Raw genomic sequence first — 17,273 nt, 5'->3', positions numbered from 1 at the left:
TCAGGCCCTGACGACTTCAGGTGGGCTTGCCGGACAGTAATTGGCGATGAAATCGGCATGCGTGGGCAGCAGCGATGCAGCCGCGCGGCATTCAGCGGCGATCTTGCGCATCTCTGCCGCCGCGAATTCGGGATCGGCCCGGTCGGCCAGCGCATGCACGCCGCCGGGCATGCAGCGCTGCCCGATCAGCATTGAGCTCCAGCTGCCCAGCTGGAACAGGTGACCGCCATCGACATCCAGAATCCCGCGCGCGCGCCACACCGCCAGCGTGTTCTTCAGGCTGTCGGGAATCTCCATGTTGCGGGTGTAGCGCCAGAACTCGGAATCCTCGCGCTCGCTCAGGTGATAATGGGCGATGATGAAATCGCGCACGCCCAGCCATTCACCTTCCGTCCTTCTGTTGAAGGCATCCTGCAACGCCGGGTCCATGGCGCGGGTGGGAAAATAATCCACCAGCCGTTCCAGCGCGCTCTGCACGAAGTGGATGCTGGTCGATTCGAGCGGTTCGAGGAATCCTGCCGACAGCCCCAGGCCGACGACATTCTTCACCCACGCCCGCTTGCGCCGCCCGGTGCTGAAGCTGATCAGCCGCGGCGTATCCAGCGCCTGCGCATCCAGCGTGGCCAGCAGGCGCTCCTCCGCCTCGCTCTCACTTGAAAACGCGCTGGCGAACACGTGACCATTGCCGGTGCGGTGCTGCAACGGGATTCGCCACTGCCAGCCCACATTGTGGGCAATGCCCTGCGTATAGGGTTTCAGCCCGCCTTCGGCCCGCCGTGTAGGCACGGCCAGCGCGCGGTCGCTGGGGATATATCGGCTCCAGTCGTCCCACGGCTCTTCCAGTTCGCTGCCCAGCAACAGCGAGCGAAAGCCCGAACAGTCGATGAAGAAATCGGCCTCCAGCCGGCGACCATCTTCCAGCACCACCGCGCTGACAAAGCCGCTCTCACCGTCGCGCTCCGCCCCGGTGATTCGTCCTTCCACGCGGTGCACGCCGCGGCTTTCGGCCACTTTGCGCAAGTGCCGGGCATAAAGATGCGCATCGAAGTGATAGGCATGCGAATAGCGATTGGCGAGTTTGTCCTTCTGCGGTTTTGAAGGCGCAAAACGATCCGCGCGGGCCGCCGCTCGCGCCACGAACAGGTCCTGCCATTCGGGATAATTGGTGCCGTCCCGCACGCTTTGGGCGCTGCGGCCCAGCAACCACCAGTGATGCAGCTTGACCAGCGCATCCATCTCCCGCCCGACAGCGCCGAACTGGTGCAGATACTGGTCGCCCTTGCGCCCCCAGTTGTGAAACTCGATCCCCAGTTTGAACGTGCCTTGCGTCTCGGACAGGAAGGCGCGTTCATCCAGCTTCACGAAGCGGTTGAACAATTGCATCGGCGGGATCGTCGCCTCACCCACGCCGACAATGCCGATGGCATCGCTTTCGACCAGCTCGACCTCGATATCCTTGGAAAGGGCCGTAGCCAGCATGGTTGCGGCCATCCAGCCGGACGAGCCACCGCCCACCACCAGCACCTTGCGCACGCGCTGCGCGACCGGGTCCTGTGGCAGATATTCATCGGGAGAAAATTGCGTCATGGCCGATATTGTGGCGCTTTGCGGACGATGGCGCAATCTGGTCGCAAGTCTGTGTGGCGGATGGCCGTGTGAAGGCGAGTGCCAAAGCGTTGCTTCCGGCGCCAGTCCATGCCACCCCTGCAATCGTGACTAAACCAGCGGGAGATAGCGACTTTTCGCGTGATTGGAGCGCGATGCGGGCCGATGGCGATATTCAGTTCGCCCCGGTGGATATGCCCGAAGCCGCGCCCCCGCCGGACTGGCTGACATCGCTGTTTGAATTTCTGGCGTGGCTGTTTTCACCCGTTGCCAATGTGCTGGCATGGTCCTGGCCGGTGCTGTTCTGGGTGATCATCGCCGCAATTGCCGCGCTGGTGATCTTCGCCATCTATCGCCTTGTCGATCCTGCAGGGCTTCGCCTGCGCAGCCGCAGTGCGGACGAACAGACCGTCTGGGCACCCGATCAGCACCTGGCGCTGGCGCTGCTGGAACAGGCCGACGCACTAGCCGCCAGCGGGCAGTTTGATGAGGCCACCCACCTGCTGCTGCAGCGATCGGTGGGCCAGATTGCGCAGGTCAGGCCCGACCTTGTCGATCCATCCAGCACCGCGCGGGAGATCGCCGCCCTGCCCGCCCTGCCCGAAGCAGCGCGCGCTGCATTTGCCACCATTGCCGAGCGGGTGGAGCGATCGCTGTTCGCACTGCGCAGCCTTTCCGCCGAAGACTGGCAGGTGGCGCGCACTGCCTATGCCGATTTTGCGCTCGGCTATGGCAGCGTTGAAAATGCGACCGGAAGCGCAGCCGGGTCATGAGCGCGCGCAGCGGTCCTTTCCGTCCGGCGACGGTGGCGGGCATGTTGTTGCTGGGCGGCGCGGCTTTCCTGCTGCTGTTGTATGCGCTGGGAGCGGGCTGGACCGGACAGGAGAACCGCGACGGCGGTACCCATGCCGCGTCCAATTCGCTCAATGGCTATGCCGGTCTGGTGAACCTGCTGGAGCGGCGCGGCCACGATGTCAGCCTGTCGCGCACGCCTTCACGGCTGCAGGAAAGGGCGCTGCTGGTGGTCACTCCCGGCATGTATTCCGATGCCGGGCAATTGCAGGACCTGATCAATGATCGCAAGGATCAGGGGCCGACGCTGCTGATCCTGCCCAAGTGGTCCGTCTTCCCGGTGCCCGGCAATGCCGGGATCGAGGCCGAAGATGGCTGGGTAATCCTGGGCGGTGCCATGACGCCCGAATGGCTGGCCCAGATGCCCGCGTTTGAGGGGGTGGAGCTGGAGATCGGCACAACGCAGGGCTGGTCCGGCCTGGGGCTGGAAGGCGCATTGCCAGAGGGTGATCACGTGCAGGCGATCACCCGCCAGCCCAGCCCCATCCTGTTCCCCATCGTTACGGACGCTGAGGGCGATCTGCTGGCGGGATACTGGAACCAGAACGGCTATTTCCCTGATCTGGCCGCTGATTCGGGGGTGGAATTCTCTCGCGAGGATGAAAAGCAGCAGGACGATGCCATCTGGCCGCTGGTGGTGGTGATCGAACCGGACCTGCTCAACAATTATGGCCTTGCCGACATGGCCCGCGCGCAGCAGGCGGTGTTGCTGGTGGAAGCGAGCATGGACGGTGTCGATCTGCCGATCATTTTCGACATGACCATTCCCGGGCTTGGCAGCAGCATGAACCTGCTCACGCTGGCCTTCCGCCCGCCATTCCTGGCGGCCACCTTGTGCCTGTTGCTGGCAGCGCTGGTGATCGGCTGGCGCGGTTTTCGCCGGTTCGGACCGCCCAACGCGCCCGCACCCGCCATTGCGCGCGGCAAACGGCAGCTGGCGCGCAACAGCGCCGCGCTGATCGAACGGACCCGCCGCTGGCACCTGCTGGGCGCGCCCTATGCCGATATGATCGCCGCGCGCATCGCCGCCGCATTCCAGATTCGCGAGCGCGACCCCGCCTTGCGCGCCGCCGCCATAGACCGGGCGCTGGCAGCGCGTGACGAGGGTGCACCGCACTTTTCCGAAACCGCCGAAGCCTTGCGCAATGCCCACGGGCAGGCAGAAATCCTGCGCGCCGCCGCCGCGCTCACGGCAATCGAAAACAGAATGATCCGATGAAAGGGAAACTGGCCCGATGAGCATGACACTGGATGACACGCGCAGCCTTGCCGCTGCGATCCGCGCGGAGGTGGGCAAGGCCATTGTCGGGCAGGAACAGACGATCGAGCATCTGCTGATCGCGCTGATCGCGCGCGGCCACGTGCTGCTGGAAGGCCCGCCGGGAACCGCCAAGACCTTCCTGGCGCAATGCTTCGCCGCTGCATCGGGGCTGGAATTTGGCCGTATCCAGTTCACTCCCGATCTGCTGCCGGGCGACATTCTGGGCTCCAATCTGTTCAACTTCCAGACCAGCCAGTTCACCCTGACGCGCGGCCCGATCTTTCGCGAGCTGCTGCTGGCCGATGAGATCAACCGCACGCCGCCCAAGACGCAGGCCGCCCTGCTGGAAGCAATGCAGGAACGCCGGGTGACGCTGGACGGGGAAACCCACGCGCTGAGCGACAATTTCATGGTCGTCGCCACGCAGAACCCGATCGAGAACCAGGGCGTCTATCCGCTGCCCGAAGCGCAGCTGGACCGCTTCGCCTTCAAGCTGCTGGTGCCCTATCCCAGCGCCGAGGAGGAGGCGCGCATTGTCGAGCGGTTCGGCGAACGCAGCGGCCCGCCCCGGGCGGAGGATTTTGCCATCGTGCAGGTTGCCAATGCGGCCAGCATCGCCGCCGCGCAGGCCGCGGTCAGCACCGTCACTATCGCCCGCGACGTGGTGGAATACACCGTCAATCTGGTGCGCGCGACACGCGAAAGCGCCGACATCGCCAGCGGTGCCAGCCCGCGCGCCGCAGTGCTGCTGGCCAATTGCGCGCGTGCCCGGGCGGCGCTGCATGGCCGCGATTACGTGATCCCCGATGATGTGAAGGCGCTCGCCACATCGGCGCTGCGCCACCGCCTGCTGCTGTCGCCCGCAGCCGAGATAGAGGGCAAGCAGATCGAGGATCTGGTCGCCGGGCTGATCGAACAGACGCAGGCCCCGCGCTAGGGCTGAAAACTGGTGAGACCGGCCATCCCGATTGTCCCCTCTGCAAGGGTTCTGGCGCTGCTGGCGGCGCTGGCCCCCATTGCCGTGGTTGTGGCCGCCACCGCGCCTGCCGCGTGGATCGTCGCCCCCGCAGCGGCACTTGCGCTGCTGCTGGTGATGCTGGTCGATGGCTTTCTGGCCGGACCGATGAGCGATCTGGAGCTGCATTTTACGCCCGATGCCGAAGTGGGCCAGCCCACCACCGTGCGCGTGACGGCGCACATCCGGCGCAGTTCCGCCGCTGCGCCGCCCGAAGTCGCCATCGGCTTCGATCCGCGCCTTGGCGAACATGGCCATGCCCATTTCAACCTCCAGCCTGCCGGAGCGCCCTTCGTGTTTGCCGGAGCAGCCGCCATCGTGCCCGTGCGCCGTGGCACCGGCACGCTGGACGAATTGTGGATGCGCTGGAGCGGCCCGCTGGGGCTGGCGGTGCGCCAGATTCGCCGTCCGCTGAACCACGCGGTGCGCGTCTGGCCCGATCTCGCCCCGGTCCGGTCCCCCACATTGCAGGCGTTTCTGCGCGATGCCCAGTTCGGCCTGATCGCCCGCCGCATTCGCGGTGAAGGCACGCAGTTCGAGGCGCTGAGCGAGTATGAAGCTGGCATGGATCGCCGCCGGATCGACTGGAAGGCCTCGGCCCGCCACACCACGCTCTATGCGCGTGAGAATGAGGCGGAGCGCGACAACCAGATCGTCTTCGCCTTCGATTGCGGCCAGTCCATGTGTGAGCCGGTGGACGGCCTGCCGCGCATCGACCGCGCGGTTTCAGCAGCGCTGACAGCAGCCTATGTGGCGCTGAAAGGCGGAGACCGGGTGGCGCTGTTCGGTTTTGCCGATACGCCCGGTTTGATGACGCCTTTCGTCACCGGCACGCGCGCCTTCAACCGCCTGCAGACCGCCGCGGCCGATATCGATTATGTGGCGAAGGAACCCAACTTCACCCTGGCGCTGGCCACGCTGACCGCGCGGTTGCAGCGACGCTCGCTGATCGTGCTGTTCTCCGATTTCACCGATCCCACTTCCGCCGAACTGATGGTGGAGAGCGTGCAGCGGCTGGTGCGCCATCACCTGGTGATCTTCGTCACCATGCGCGATGAGGAGCTGGCCAGCCTGGAGGGCGCTGCGCCTGACAGGATGAGCGATATCGCCACCGCCGTTTCCGCCCATCATCTGTCACACCAGCGCGCCATCGTGCTGCAACGCCTGCGCCGCCTTGGCGTGAACGTGATAGAAGCGCCTCACGATGCCATCGGCTACCAGCTGATCGACATGTATCTGAGCACCAAGCGCGCGGAGGCGATCGGCTGATGGCCCTGGCCCTGTTCAAGACCCCGGAGATCACCCCGCCCGCCGATATCGAGGCGGCGAGCCTGCGTTCGGACCGCTTCCGGCTGGAGCGGGAGGTGGACTGGCAGCGGCTGGAGCGGATCGTCTCGCTGCTGGAAAAGAACCGCCCGCGCCGGATCAATGACGAAGACCTGCTGGAACTGCCGGTGCTTTACCGCAAGGCCGCCTCCAGCCTCGCCGTGGCGCGCGAGACATCGCTGGATGCGGCCACGCTGGCATATCTGGAATCGCTGGTCCGCCGCGCATGGTTCCAGGTCTATGGCCCGCGCATGGGCATGCTCGGCTGGCTCAGGCGGTTCCTGGGCGGCAGCTGGAGCGCCTCGGTGCGCGATATCTGGCTCGACATCTGCATCGCGCTGGCGGTGATGGTGGCGGGCACGCTGGTGGGCTGGCTGCTCGTCGCGCGCGACAGTGAATGGTATTATGCGCTGGTGCCGGGCGAGATGGGCGGCGGACGCCAGCCAGGTGCGGACCGCGCCGCGCTGATGGAGACACTCGAGCCGACCCAGAGCGCGGAGGGGCTGACGGTCTTTGCCACCTATCTGTTCTCCAACAACACCGGCGTGTGCATCATGGCCTTCGCGCTGGGCTTCTGCTTCGGCATCCCCACGCTGTTGCTGCTGGTTCACAACATGGCGGTGCTGGGCGCGATGATGTGGCTGTTTGCAGGGGCCGGGCTGGAATGGGAATTCGCCGCCTGGCTGTCTGTCCACGGCACCACGGAATTGTTCGCGATCCTGCTTTCGGGCGCGGCGGGCCTGCATGTGGGCCGGTCCATGGCCTTCCCCGGCGATGCCTCCATCCTTGCCGCCGCCAGCGCCAGCGGCAAGCGCGCGGCGCAGGTGATGGCGGGTTGCACCATCATGCTGGTGATCGCCGGGCTGCTGGAAGGCTATGCCCGCCAGCTGGTGCCCACCGCCACCGGGCGCGCATCGATCGGCGCGGTGATGCTGGCCTTTTGGATCGCCTATTTCTGCCTGATGCCAAGGCCGCGTGATCATGCACAGGATCGCGGCGACAGCGATGAGGCGCAGCCATGAACGCCGTCGCCACCCGCTTTGGCCTGAACAGGGATGGAAACCGCCGCCTGCGCCAGCTGGTGACGCCGGAAGGGCTGGCCCTGCCGCTGACCATTGCCAGCCGCAGTGCCCGCGCGGGCGCATTGCTGATCGACCTGGGGATAATCTTTCTCAGCCTGATCGCCTTCATCGTGGTGCTTGGCGCCGTCGGTATCGAGCTGGCAGGGATTGACGCCAATGCCAGTGCCGGCGGGGCGATGGAATTTGTCGGCGTGCTGCTGATCCTGCTGCTGTTCCTTGCCCGCTATGGCTATTTCCTGTGGTTTGAACTGGGGCCGCGCGGGGCCACTCCGGGCAAGCGCATGCTGGGCATTCGCGTGGCCGCGCGCGATGGCGGGCGGCTGAGCGCGGAGGCGGTGATTGCCCGCAACCTGATCCGCGATGTGGAAGTGTTCCTGCCCACATTCCTGCTGCTTGGCGGGGCCAGCAGCATGGGCGTGGCTGGCGGTGCGGCGGCACTGTGGCTGGCGATCTTCGTGCTGTTTCCGTTCTTCAACAAGGATGCCCTGCGCGCCGGAGACCTGGTGGCGGGCACATGGGTGGTGGAGGCGCAGACGGCCAGATTGCCCGAAGCCATGTCTGTCAGCCCCGATCGCAGCAGGGACTATCGCTTCGGCGAGGCGGAACTGGCCATCTATGGCGAGCGTGAATTGCAGGTGCTCGAAGGCGTGCTGCGGCAGGACAATGCCGAAACCATGCGCGAGGTGATGGACACCATCTGCGGCAAGATCGGCTGGACCCCGGGACAGGGAGACGAGCGCGAATTCCTGGAAGCATTCTACGCCGCCCTGCGCGCCCATCTGGAACGGGGCATGCGGCTGGGCAGGCGCAAGGCCGACAAGCACACCGGAGCCTGAGCCTTCACAGGTTGGCACATGGCCGGGCAGGCGTTCACCTGTCTTCACAGGCATGGCGGCATTGGTTACAGGGCGCTTGTCATGATCCTTCGCCCCGCAACACCGCAAGATGCCGCAGCACTGGCCCATCTGGGCCGCCACAGCTTTTGCGCAGCGTTTGAACATCTCTATCGCCCGGAAGACCTCTCGGCCTTTCTGGAAAAGGCCTATTCCGTAGAGGAAGTGGCTTCGCAGATTGCCGATCCCGCGACACTATACTGCCTCACCTCCGATGCACCCGGCGGGGCGCTAACCGGCTTTTGCAAGATGAAATATCCCGCCAGCTATGAAGGGCATTCCGATGCGCAGAACCCCATCGTGCTGGCGCAGCTTTACACCGATCCCGATGTGACCGGTAAGGGCATTGGCGCGGCGCTGATGGAATGGGCTCTGGAACAGGCAAAAGCCCGCCAGTGCGATGCCGTGCAGCTTTCCGTGTGGAGCGAGAATTTCGGCGCCCAGCGCTTCTATGCACGGCACGGCTTTACCAAGATCGCCGACATTGATTTCTGGGTCGGGCAGCAGCGCGATGAGGAATTCCTCCTGGAATTGCGGCTTTAGCGCGGCCCGAATGTTCAGGTTGAAGGCGCAGGCTTAATGCGGCCTTAGGGAATTTTCGGCATCCTGCCTGCTCTCAGGTAGAGGATCTTGCCGTATGGCTGTTGCAGAAATCCAGTTGCCCGCACCGGGAATTCCCACCGGCCCGCTGGCCGATCAATTGCTGCATGATGGGGCAATTGACCGGATTCTCGCGGCCGTACGCGGCCACCTGGGTCTGGAGATCGCCTTTGTCAGCCGTTATGTCGAGGGTGGCCTGCGCGAACTGACCCATGTCCACACCGATCTCGACCTGCCGATGGGCGCCGGCTTTCAGGAGCCGGTGGAGAACAGCTATTGCTGGCACATCCTTGAAGGGCGCCTGCCCGAACTGATTCAGGATGCGGACGACCATCCTTTTGCCAAGACGCTGGCGATCACCGATTTCCTGCCCGTGGGTTGCCATCTGAATGTTCCGCTACGCCTGACCGATGGCAGCGTTTGGGGCAGTTTCTGCGCACTGGGCCGGGAGCCTGACCGCAGCCTGGGCCAGCGCGACATGGGCGTGATCCGCGCCTTCGCCGGTCTCGCCGCCGAACGCATCGAATCGAGCATGCAGCAGGATATGGAACTGGCGCGGACAAGAAATCGGATCGAGGACATGCTGGATGGCCATGCCATCACCATTTTCCACCAGCCGATCCATGCGCTGGACACCAATGAGGCAATCGGGGTGGAGTGCCTGGCGCGCTTCCCCAACAACAACAAGCGCGGACCCGAAGCGTGGTTTGAGGATGCGGAGAAAGTCGGCCTGGGCGTGGAGCTGGAAATGGCGGCTGTTCGCGGCGCGCTGGAAACTCTCTCCCATATCCCGGCGGGCAAATATGCCGCGGTCAATGTCTCGCCCGCCACCATCCTTTCAGGCGCGCTGGAAGAGGCGCTGGAAGGGGCCGATAGCGCCAAGCTGGTGATCGAGGTGACAGAGCATCAGCAGGTTGACGATTTCGCCGCCCTGTCCAAGAAACTGGCCCGGCTGAAGGGCAAGGTACGCATCGCCATCGATGATGTCGGCACCGGCTATTCCGGCCTGCGCCACATCGTGGACCTGCAACCCGACATCCTGAAAATGGACATGGCGCTGACCCGCGATATCCACCGCGATCCGGCCCGTCGCGCGCTGACCGGCGCGCTGGTGCAACTGTCCCGCGATATCGGCTGCAAGCTGGTGGCCGAGGGGATCGAGACCATCGAGGAACGCGATGCGATGGCCGCGCTGGGCGTGGATTATGGGCAGGGCTATTTCTATGCCCGCCCGCTGCCCGTGGTGGCTGCCCAGCAGCACCTGCTTGGCCGGGTGGACGATGATGCCGAACCCGATCTCTCGCCGGAAGAAACGCGCGGCACGCCCAGCAAGAATGACCAGCCGGTCATGGGCCTGGTTCCGCGCACGGCAAATGGCTGAGCCGTCCGTTTGACCCGGCCTGATCAGCCCGCCTGATCGGTCAGCGGATTGCGGTCCGGGCTGCGCACCATGCTTTCGCTGGCGGCGCGGATATCGCCGGTATCGATCTGCATCCGCATCCGCCGGCGATCCATGTCCCGGTAGACTGTTTCCGCATGATCCAGCTGCTCTGCCGAAAGGCCCATCCGGTCCAGCCCCAGCAGCGCCATGCGGATCGCGGATTCGTACACCTCGCGCATGACGAATTCCTGCGGGCCGCGCCCCAGCTTCATCACGCTGCGACGATCGAAGCCGCGCACATAGATGGCCGCCTGCGGAAATGCCTCATGCACGGCGGACATGAATTCAGGCTCCACCTGGTCCTTGTCCGTGCAGAACATGATCAGCTGCGCCTCGCCCCCACCAGCCTGCCGCAGCAGGTCCAGCCGCATGCCATCACCGTAATAGACCTTGAAGCCAAATTCGCCCGACATGTCGATCCGGTCCACGTCGCGGTCGATCAGCGTCACCGATATCCCGCCCGCCATCAGCATCTGCGCCACGCCCTGGCCAAACCGGCCATAGCCAACCACCAGCGCGCGGGCATGCTGGTCCAGCGGACCTTCGCGGCCCTCTGACGTGGCGGCCCCCTTGTTGCGGAAACGTCGGGCGATAATCATCAGGAAGGGCGTGGTGGCCATCGACAGGGTGACGATCGCACCGAACAGGCTGGCGGTTTCCGCATCGATGATGCCCGCGCCGCGCGCCTGGGTGAACAGCACAAAGCCGAACTCGCCGCCCTGGCTCAGCAGCAGGCCCAGCGCCAATGCGTTGCGCCAGTCCATCCTGAACAGCATCCCAAGAGCAGCGATGATGGCGGTCTTGAGCGATATCAGCACCAGCGCCATGCCGATCACGAACAATGGCTGATCGGCAATCGCCCCCAGGTCCAGCATCATCCCCACGGCCAGGAAGAACATGCCCAGCAGGATGGAGCGGAACGGCTCGATATCGGCCTCCAGCTCGTGCCGATAGGGCGTGTCGGCCAGCATCACCCCGGCGATAAATGCACCCAGAGCGGTGGACAGGCCGATCAGTTCCATCAGCAAGGCCGATCCCGCCACGGTGAACAGACCGGCGACCACGAACATCTCGCGCTCTCCCAGCCCGCCGATCAGGCGGAACAGCGGACGAAGCGCAAAGCGGCCCGCCGCCACCAGTCCGATCACCACCACAATCGTCACAATCGCCAGCTGCCAGCCGGGCATGGCGTCATCTGGCGCGGACTGGCTACCCAGCGCGGCCACGATGGTGATCAGCGGGATGATCGACAGGTCCTGGAACAGCAGGATGCCAAAGGCGCGCTCACCAAAGGGCGTGCGCAGCCGCCCCGCCGATTGCAGCATGGGCAGCACCTGCGCGGTGGAGGACAGGCCCAGCGGCAGGCCAATCGCCAGCGCGGCGGCCAGCGGATAGCCGGTGATGGCAAGGATAGTGGCGAATATCGCCAGCCCGCAGGCCACCACCTGCGCCAGGCCAAAGCCGAAGATCACGTGCCGCATGCGCCACAGCCGCGCCGGGTTCAGCTCCAGCCCGACCACGAACAGCAGCAGCACGATGCCCAGCTCGGCAATGGAGATCATGCTCTCCGCATCGCCGACCAGCCCCAGCACCTGCGGGCCGACCACCGCACCGGCCACAAGATAGCCGAGCGTCGCACCCAGCCCCAGGCGGCGGAACAGCAGCACGAACAGCAGGGCAAAGCCCAGCAGGATCACCCCGTCATGCAGGAATGCGCCCGCGCCGTGCTCCGCCATCAGCGCGCGCTTTCAATCACAGCCATTTCCATTTCCAGAACAGCACCAGCTGCATGATGAAAATGGCACCGCACATGCCCACCACCACCCAGAAGGCGATACCCGATTCCACTCCCGGCATACCGCCCACATTGATGCCCAGCAGGCCGGTGATGAAGCCCAGCGGCAGGAAAATGGCGGCCACGATGGTGAGCAGGTAGTTGGTGCGTTCAGACCGGGCCACGGCACGAGCGCGGATATCATCCTGCAGCACCAGCGCGCTTTCCTTGGAAATATCGATATCGTCGAGATAGCGCCGCAACCGGTCGATACTCTCGGCAATCTCGCGCCGGTCGCCCTCGTCGAACCATTCGGGCGCATCGCGGGAAATGATCTCCAGCGCCTCATGCTGCGGGGCCATGTGGCGTTGCAGGCCCAGCGAATTGCGACGGATCTGGGAAATCCTCGCCAACATTTCCTCCGCGTCGGCATCTTCGCTGGTGGCTTCCATCCGGTCGATCTCGGCATTCATGTCGACGATGGAGCTGCTCATGCGCACGATCAGCGCTTCCACCAGTTCGGTGATCACCCGCCCGGCATCGCGCGGGCCGTGGCCTTCATCCAGTGCCGCCAGCACGTCGCGCGGGCTTTGCATGCGATGGCGGCGCAGCGTCACCAGCCGCGTGCCATCGCTCCACAATTGCATGGCGATCATGTCCGCCGGTTTGGCCCCGGGATTGAAATTGATCCCGCGCATCACCCCCACCAGCGCATCCCCTTCGCGAAAGGCACGCGGCCTGGTGGAATCGCTGACCAGCAGTTCCACCGTGGGTTCGGCCACTTTCAGACCATGCTCCAGCCAGACTTCGACCTCAGGCTCGTTCCGGCTGAGGTGCAACCACATGACTTCACCGGGAGCCTGCGGTTGCCACACCTGCGCCTCTGCCCAGTTGATCCGCCGGGCACCGCCCTTGCCATCCAGCACGCGGCCAAACAGGAGCGGCCCATCCAGCCGGATTTCGTCAGTCTGCTGCTCGCTCATGTGATCCATGAACGGCATCATGCCGCAACTCGCCACGCATGTCATTGCCCCTTCATGCGCGCGCGCCTATATGCAGGACATGTCTTCAATACGCCCCTGGCGCGATATAGATCGCCGCAAGAGCCGCCAGATCATGGTCGGGAAAGTTCCTGTCGGCGGCGATGCGCCGATTACCGTGCAGACCATGACCAATACCCCCACCGAAGATGTGGGCGCGACGCTGGACCAGATCAGGCGCTGCGAGGATGCGGGCGCAGACATCATCCGCGTGTCCTGCCCGACAGAGGAATCGACCGCCAATTTCGATCAGATCACCCGCGGGGCCAATGTCCCGATCGTGGCGGACATCCATTTCCATTACAAACGCGCGCTGGAAGCGGCCGACAAGGGCGCGGCCTGCCTGCGCATCAACCCCGGCAATATCGGCTCGTCAGAGCGGGTTGCAGAAGTGGTCCGTGCGGCCAAGGCCAACGGCTGCGCCATCCGCATCGGCGTGAACGCGGGATCGCTCGAACGCGACCTGCTGGAGAAATACGGCGAGCCCTGCCCCGAAGCTCTGGTGGAAAGCGCGCTCGATCATATCAAGCTGTTGCAGGACCACGATTTCCACGAATTCAAGGTGGCGGTGAAGGCATCGGACGTGTTCCTTGCCGTGGCCGCCTACATGCAGCTGGCCGAAACGGTCGATTGCCCGCTCCACCTTGGCATTACCGAAGCGGGCGGCCTGATCGGCGGCACGGTAAAAAGCGCCATCGGGATGGGCAATCTGCTGTGGTACGGCATTGGCGACACTATCCGGGTATCGCTTTCGGCAGAGCCGGAACAGGAAGTGCGCGTAGGATTCGAAATCCTCAAGTCACTGGGCCTGCGCACCCGCGGCGTGCGCGTTGTGTCCTGCCCCAGCTGTGCACGGCAGGGGTTTGACGTGATCCGCACGGTAACCGCGCTGGAAGAACGCCTCAGCCATATCAAGACCCCGCTTTCGCTGTCCGTATTGGGCTGCGTGGTCAATGGCCCCGGCGAAGCGCGAGAGACCGATATCGGCATCACCGGCGGCGGCGCGGGCAAGCACATGGTCTATCTGTCCGGCGTGACGGACCACCATGTGGAAAGCGCCGACATGCTCGATCACATCGTCAATCTGGTGGAAAAGAAAGCCGCCGAGATCGAGGATTCGATGATCGATGCAGGCCATGCCGATGGCGCCGCAGCGCAGGCTGCGGAGTGAGCAGGGCATGAGCCGCAAATCCATCTCCCCAAGGACGGATGAAGCGGCAATGCCGGAGCCGGTTGCGGCAAATCGCCAGCTGGTCACTATTCGCGGCGCAAGAGTAGGTGCTGTCTCTGGCGGGGCACTGGCCCTGGGTGCCTTTGCCCTTGGCGCTATCGCGATGGGTGCGGTTGCAATCGGTGCGATGGCCATCGGACGACTTTCAATCGGCAAATTGCATCTGCGTGAGGCGCGTATTGATCGCCTGCGGGTCGGTTCGCTCGAAATAGACGCTGCCACAATAGGCTCGGAAGAGGCGGAATAACATGCGCTGGCTTTTCACAGCCGTTCTGGCGCTTTGCCTGCCTGCACTCGCCGCCTGCACCACAGTCGGCGGCAGCCACCGCCATGCCCACGCGGGCGATTATCCCGAAGCTGCCCTGTATGACGCCAGCGCCGATGCTGCGCTGGCGCTGGATACTGCGCTGGCTCTGGCTGCGGCGGATGCCGTGGTGGACGATGCGATGGGCAGGCCGGAAACGCGCGTCCTGGCCATTTTCGGAGCAAACTGGTGCCATGACAGCCGCGCGCTTGCGGGCTGGCTGCAAACAGAGCGTTTCCAGTCGCTGATCAACGGCAGCTACCGCGTGGTCTATATCGATGCCGGTGTTCCGCAGACGGGAGAAGGCCGCAATCTGGAACTGGCCGCCGAATATGGCGTGGCCGATGTTACCGGCACGCCCACAGTCCTGGTGCTCGGCAGCGATGGCAAATTGCTCAACACGCCCGACGATGCGCGCAGCTGGCGCAATGCTTCCAGCCGCAGCGAGGATGAGATCTTCGCCTGGCTGGAAGGCTTTACTCGCCAGTAACCCAACCGGGCGTAAGATCGCGCCCACAATGGATATCAAGCTTCCTCTTGCAGCCATGCTGATGGCCGGCGGTGTGCTGGGTCTGGCGATGCCGCTGATATCGAACGGCAATCCGCAGGAGGCCGGCAAGGATCTGGCAAATCTCGTTACCGGCGGCGAATTCACGCCTGAACCCCAGCTCGGCATGGCGCAGCAGACCGCCACCGGCTGGGCAGAAAATACCGTGCTCGAAAGGCAGGCCGACGGCCATTTCTATGCCGATGTGCGCGTCGATGACCGGTCCTACCGCATGCTGGTGGATACTGGCGCCACCGTGGTGGCCCTGACCGGGACCGATGCGGCAGACATGGGCCTGCAGTGGTATGAAGACGATGTGGCCCCGGTAGCGCAAGGGGCCAGCGGCCCGATCGAAGGCGTCAACGTCATCATCGATCGCATGAGCCTGGGCGGGCATGAGGCAACCGGCGTGCGCGCCATCATCATTCCCGAAGGGGCGAGCACCTCGCTTCTGGGCCAGTCATTCCTCAGCACGGTGCGTTCGGTGGAGATATCGGGCGACCGTATGGTGCTGGGCAATTGACCTGCCGTCGGCGATGATGGCCCCATGAACATGGCCAGCCTGCTGCCCGGTCGCTGGCGACTGAAGCGCGAGGCTGGGCGCCACAATGCCGCGATTATCGATGTGCTGATGACCGCGCCGATCAGCCCAAAGGCCGATGGGCTGGTGCTGTTTTCGATGATCGGCAGCACGCAGGTGCTGCCGTTTCTGGTGGCGGTCAAATCGTTGTGGTCGCATTTGCAGCGCGGCCGCGTGGCGATATTGGACGATGGCACGCTGACCGCGCAGGACCGCACCATACTGGCGCAGCATTGCGGCGATCCGCAGATCATGCGGCAGGGCGATGTTGTGCGCGGACCCTTCCCCGGCGGCGGCGGCTGGGCGCGGCTGCTGACCATTCTCGATCACCGTGCGGGCGAATACTGGCTGCAGCTGGACAGCGACACCGTGACGCTGGGCGCGCTTCCTGAAGTGGAAGCCGCCATGTCCAGCAATCGCAGTTTTACCCTGATGGACAGCGCCGATGCCGCCGATCACCCGATGGAACTGGGCGCATATGCTCGTCAGTCTGCCACCGGCACCGCGCACGATGATGACCGGACTGGTATCGAGCGCCGCATGGCCGGGCTGGCACCGGACAAGGGCTGGAAATACCTGCGCGGCAACGCGGGTTTTGCCGGATTTGCCGCGGGCAATGCCGGGCGGGACCTGGCCACCGCCTTTCTTGGCCAGATGCAGGCGCTGATCGGCGAAGATGATGCCGCGCACTGGACCATGCAGCATATCGCCTCCAGCTTCATCATCGCCAATGAGGGCGCGCCAGCGTGCCTGCCGTGGCCGCGCTATATCAATTATACCGGCACGCCGTGGCCGCAGGATTGTTGCTTCGTCCATTTTACCGGCGCGCAGCGACACGAAAATGGTGCCTATCTGGCGGCGAGCCGTGCCGCGATTGCGGCCATCGACAGGCGATAGAGCATGGACACAAAGGCGCTCAACGGCGCACAATAGGAGTATGGACCGCCGCCAGTTCATCGCTGCCAGCACTTTGGGCGCCGCCGCCTGCGCCATGCCCCTGCGGCTGGCCGCGCAGGCCGCTCCTGATCCCAGGACCCGTGCCATCCTCTCCGTCGCCCGGCGCGAGGTGGAGCGTGCGGGCAGCGTTCTGTGGCGCCGCGATCTGGCCGCGATCGTCGATTTTGGCGTGCACTCCGCCGTGCCGCGCTTTCACCTCGCCAATCTGGAAAGCGGCACCGTCACCAGCCTGCTGGTCAGCCACGGCAGCGGCTCCGATCCCGAGCATGATGGCTGGCTGAACGCCTTTTCCAATCTCCATGACAGCTGGGCCACCAGCCGCGGGGCCTATGTCAGCTGGGAATGGTATGAAGGGCGATATGGCACTTCGATGCGGCTGGAGGGTCTGGATGACAGCAATTCCGAGGCGTTCAACCGCGCCATCGTGATGCATGCCGCCAGCTATGCCACCCCGGCCCACGTCCATCGCTGGGGCAAGGTGGGCCGATCCAACGGGTGCTTCGCCATCGGGCCGGACGAGTTTTCGCGCGCATTATACATGCTGGCCGGCGGGCGGCTGCTGTTTGCAGACGCGCTGGGCATAGGCGAAAATGGCGAACAGGTGATCGCCCCGCAGCAGCAACCGGTCGATTTCGATGCCGCCATTGCCCAGCGGCAGGCCGAAGCGGCGGAGGCGGGGGCGGAGCTGGAAGCGGAGGGCGAATTGAGCGCCGAGCCGATTGAGGCAGACCCGGACTTGCGGTGAGGCGTGATCGCCTGCCGACA

General features: G+C 64.7%; 17 protein-coding genes. 14 read left to right on the top strand and 3 right to left on the bottom strand.

Annotated features, from left to right (window positions below; genetic code table 11):
• Positions 1 to 1,587, bottom strand: coding sequence for a tryptophan halogenase family protein (locus GRI32_RS10485; protein ID WP_160592009.1), 1,587 nt, complete (start codon positions 1,585 to 1,587; stop codon positions 1 to 3).
• 173 nt (positions 1,588 to 1,760) lie between these two features.
• Between GRI32_RS10485 and GRI32_RS10480 the strand changes: the two genes are divergently transcribed.
• The 8 genes from GRI32_RS10480 (at position 1,761) to GRI32_RS10445 (ending at position 10,015) form a co-directional block, all read left to right on the top strand.
• Positions 1,761 to 2,378 (top strand): hypothetical protein, encoded by a 618-nt coding sequence (locus GRI32_RS10480; RefSeq protein WP_160592085.1) that lies wholly within the window; start codon positions 1,761 to 1,763, stop codon positions 2,376 to 2,378.
• Positions 2,375 to 3,676, top strand: a complete 1,302-nt coding sequence (locus GRI32_RS10475; protein ID WP_160592007.1) for a DUF4350 domain-containing protein — start codon at positions 2,375 to 2,377, stop codon at positions 3,674 to 3,676. The genes GRI32_RS10480 and GRI32_RS10475 overlap by 4 nt, the downstream gene beginning before the upstream one ends.
• Before the next feature lie 22 nt (positions 3,677 to 3,698).
• A complete protein-coding gene (locus GRI32_RS10470; RefSeq protein WP_160592083.1) occupies positions 3,699 to 4,655 on the top strand; it encodes an AAA family ATPase in 957 nt (318 codons plus the stop codon).
• 12 nt (positions 4,656 to 4,667) lie between these two features.
• Positions 4,668 to 6,002 carry a DUF58 domain-containing protein gene (locus GRI32_RS10465; protein ID WP_337190200.1) on the top strand — a complete coding sequence of 445 codons (1,335 nt, stop codon included), beginning with the start codon at positions 4,668 to 4,670 and terminating at the stop codon, positions 6,000 to 6,002.
• A complete protein-coding gene (locus tag GRI32_RS10460; RefSeq protein WP_160592005.1) occupies positions 6,002 to 7,081 on the top strand; it encodes a stage II sporulation protein M in 1,080 nt (359 codons plus the stop codon). The genes GRI32_RS10465 and GRI32_RS10460 overlap by 1 nt, the downstream gene beginning before the upstream one ends.
• Positions 7,078 to 7,977 (top strand): RDD family protein, encoded by a 900-nt coding sequence (locus GRI32_RS10455; RefSeq protein WP_160592003.1) that lies wholly within the window; start codon positions 7,078 to 7,080, stop codon positions 7,975 to 7,977. The genes GRI32_RS10460 and GRI32_RS10455 overlap by 4 nt, the downstream gene beginning before the upstream one ends.
• 81 nt (positions 7,978 to 8,058) lie before the next feature.
• Positions 8,059 to 8,577, top strand: a complete 519-nt coding sequence (locus tag GRI32_RS10450) for a GNAT family N-acetyltransferase (protein ID WP_160592001.1) — start codon at positions 8,059 to 8,061, stop codon at positions 8,575 to 8,577.
• 94 nt (positions 8,578 to 8,671) lie between these two features.
• Positions 8,672 to 10,015 carry a sensor domain-containing phosphodiesterase gene (locus GRI32_RS10445; RefSeq protein WP_160591998.1) on the top strand — a complete coding sequence of 448 codons (1,344 nt, stop codon included), beginning with the start codon at positions 8,672 to 8,674 and terminating at the stop codon, positions 10,013 to 10,015.
• Positions 10,016 to 10,038: 23 nt separating this feature from the next.
• Here the strand turns inward: GRI32_RS10445 and GRI32_RS10440 are convergent, their stop codons facing one another.
• Entirely contained in the window at positions 10,039 to 11,811 is a 1,773-nt protein-coding gene (locus GRI32_RS10440) for a cation:proton antiporter domain-containing protein (protein ID WP_160591996.1), read from the bottom strand.
• A 16-nt stretch (positions 11,812 to 11,827) separates the two neighbouring features.
• On the bottom strand, positions 11,828 to 12,853 hold the full coding sequence (locus tag GRI32_RS10435; RefSeq protein WP_237437518.1) for a zinc transporter ZntB: 1,026 nt from the start codon (positions 12,851 to 12,853) through the stop codon (positions 11,828 to 11,830).
• 58 nt (positions 12,854 to 12,911) lie between these two features.
• Between GRI32_RS10435 and ispG the strand changes: the two genes are divergently transcribed.
• Genes ispG through GRI32_RS10405 form a run of 6 tightly spaced genes read left to right on the top strand, consistent with a single transcriptional unit; the run spans position 12,912 to position 17,253 of the window.
• A complete protein-coding gene (ispG, locus tag GRI32_RS10430; protein ID WP_160592079.1) occupies positions 12,912 to 14,060 on the top strand; it encodes a flavodoxin-dependent (E)-4-hydroxy-3-methylbut-2-enyl-diphosphate synthase in 1,149 nt (382 codons plus the stop codon).
• A gap of 7 nt (positions 14,061 to 14,067) precedes the next feature.
• Positions 14,068 to 14,367 carry a hypothetical protein gene (locus tag GRI32_RS10425; RefSeq protein ID WP_237437517.1) on the top strand — a complete coding sequence of 100 codons (300 nt, stop codon included), beginning with the start codon at positions 14,068 to 14,070 and terminating at the stop codon, positions 14,365 to 14,367.
• Between the two features lies 1 nt (position 14,368).
• Positions 14,369 to 14,914: a thioredoxin family protein gene (locus GRI32_RS10420; RefSeq protein ID WP_160591992.1), complete on the top strand. Its 546-nt coding sequence runs from the start codon at positions 14,369 to 14,371 to the stop codon at positions 14,912 to 14,914.
• Between the two features lie 28 nt (positions 14,915 to 14,942).
• The gene (locus GRI32_RS10415; RefSeq protein ID WP_160591990.1) at positions 14,943 to 15,494 is read left to right on the top strand and encodes a retropepsin-like aspartic protease family protein; all 552 of its coding nucleotides are present in this window, start codon (positions 14,943 to 14,945) and stop codon (positions 15,492 to 15,494) included.
• A gap of 24 nt (positions 15,495 to 15,518) precedes the next feature.
• Positions 15,519 to 16,448 (top strand): hypothetical protein, encoded by a 930-nt coding sequence (locus GRI32_RS10410; RefSeq protein ID WP_160591988.1) that lies wholly within the window; start codon positions 15,519 to 15,521, stop codon positions 16,446 to 16,448.
• Between the two features lie 40 nt (positions 16,449 to 16,488).
• Complete coding sequence (locus GRI32_RS10405; protein ID WP_160591986.1) at positions 16,489 to 17,253, top strand: murein L,D-transpeptidase catalytic domain-containing protein; 765 nt, start codon at positions 16,489 to 16,491, stop codon at positions 17,251 to 17,253.
• The last annotated feature ends 20 nt before the right edge of the window (positions 17,254 to 17,273 follow it).

Origin of the sequence: Alteraurantiacibacter aestuarii (assembly GCF_009827405.1) — a bacterium.
Classification (GTDB): Bacteria; Pseudomonadota; Alphaproteobacteria; order Sphingomonadales; family Sphingomonadaceae; genus Alteraurantiacibacter; species Alteraurantiacibacter aestuarii.
Note: the sequence above shows the minus strand (reverse complement) of the source record. Positions and strands in the feature narration are given on the sequence as shown.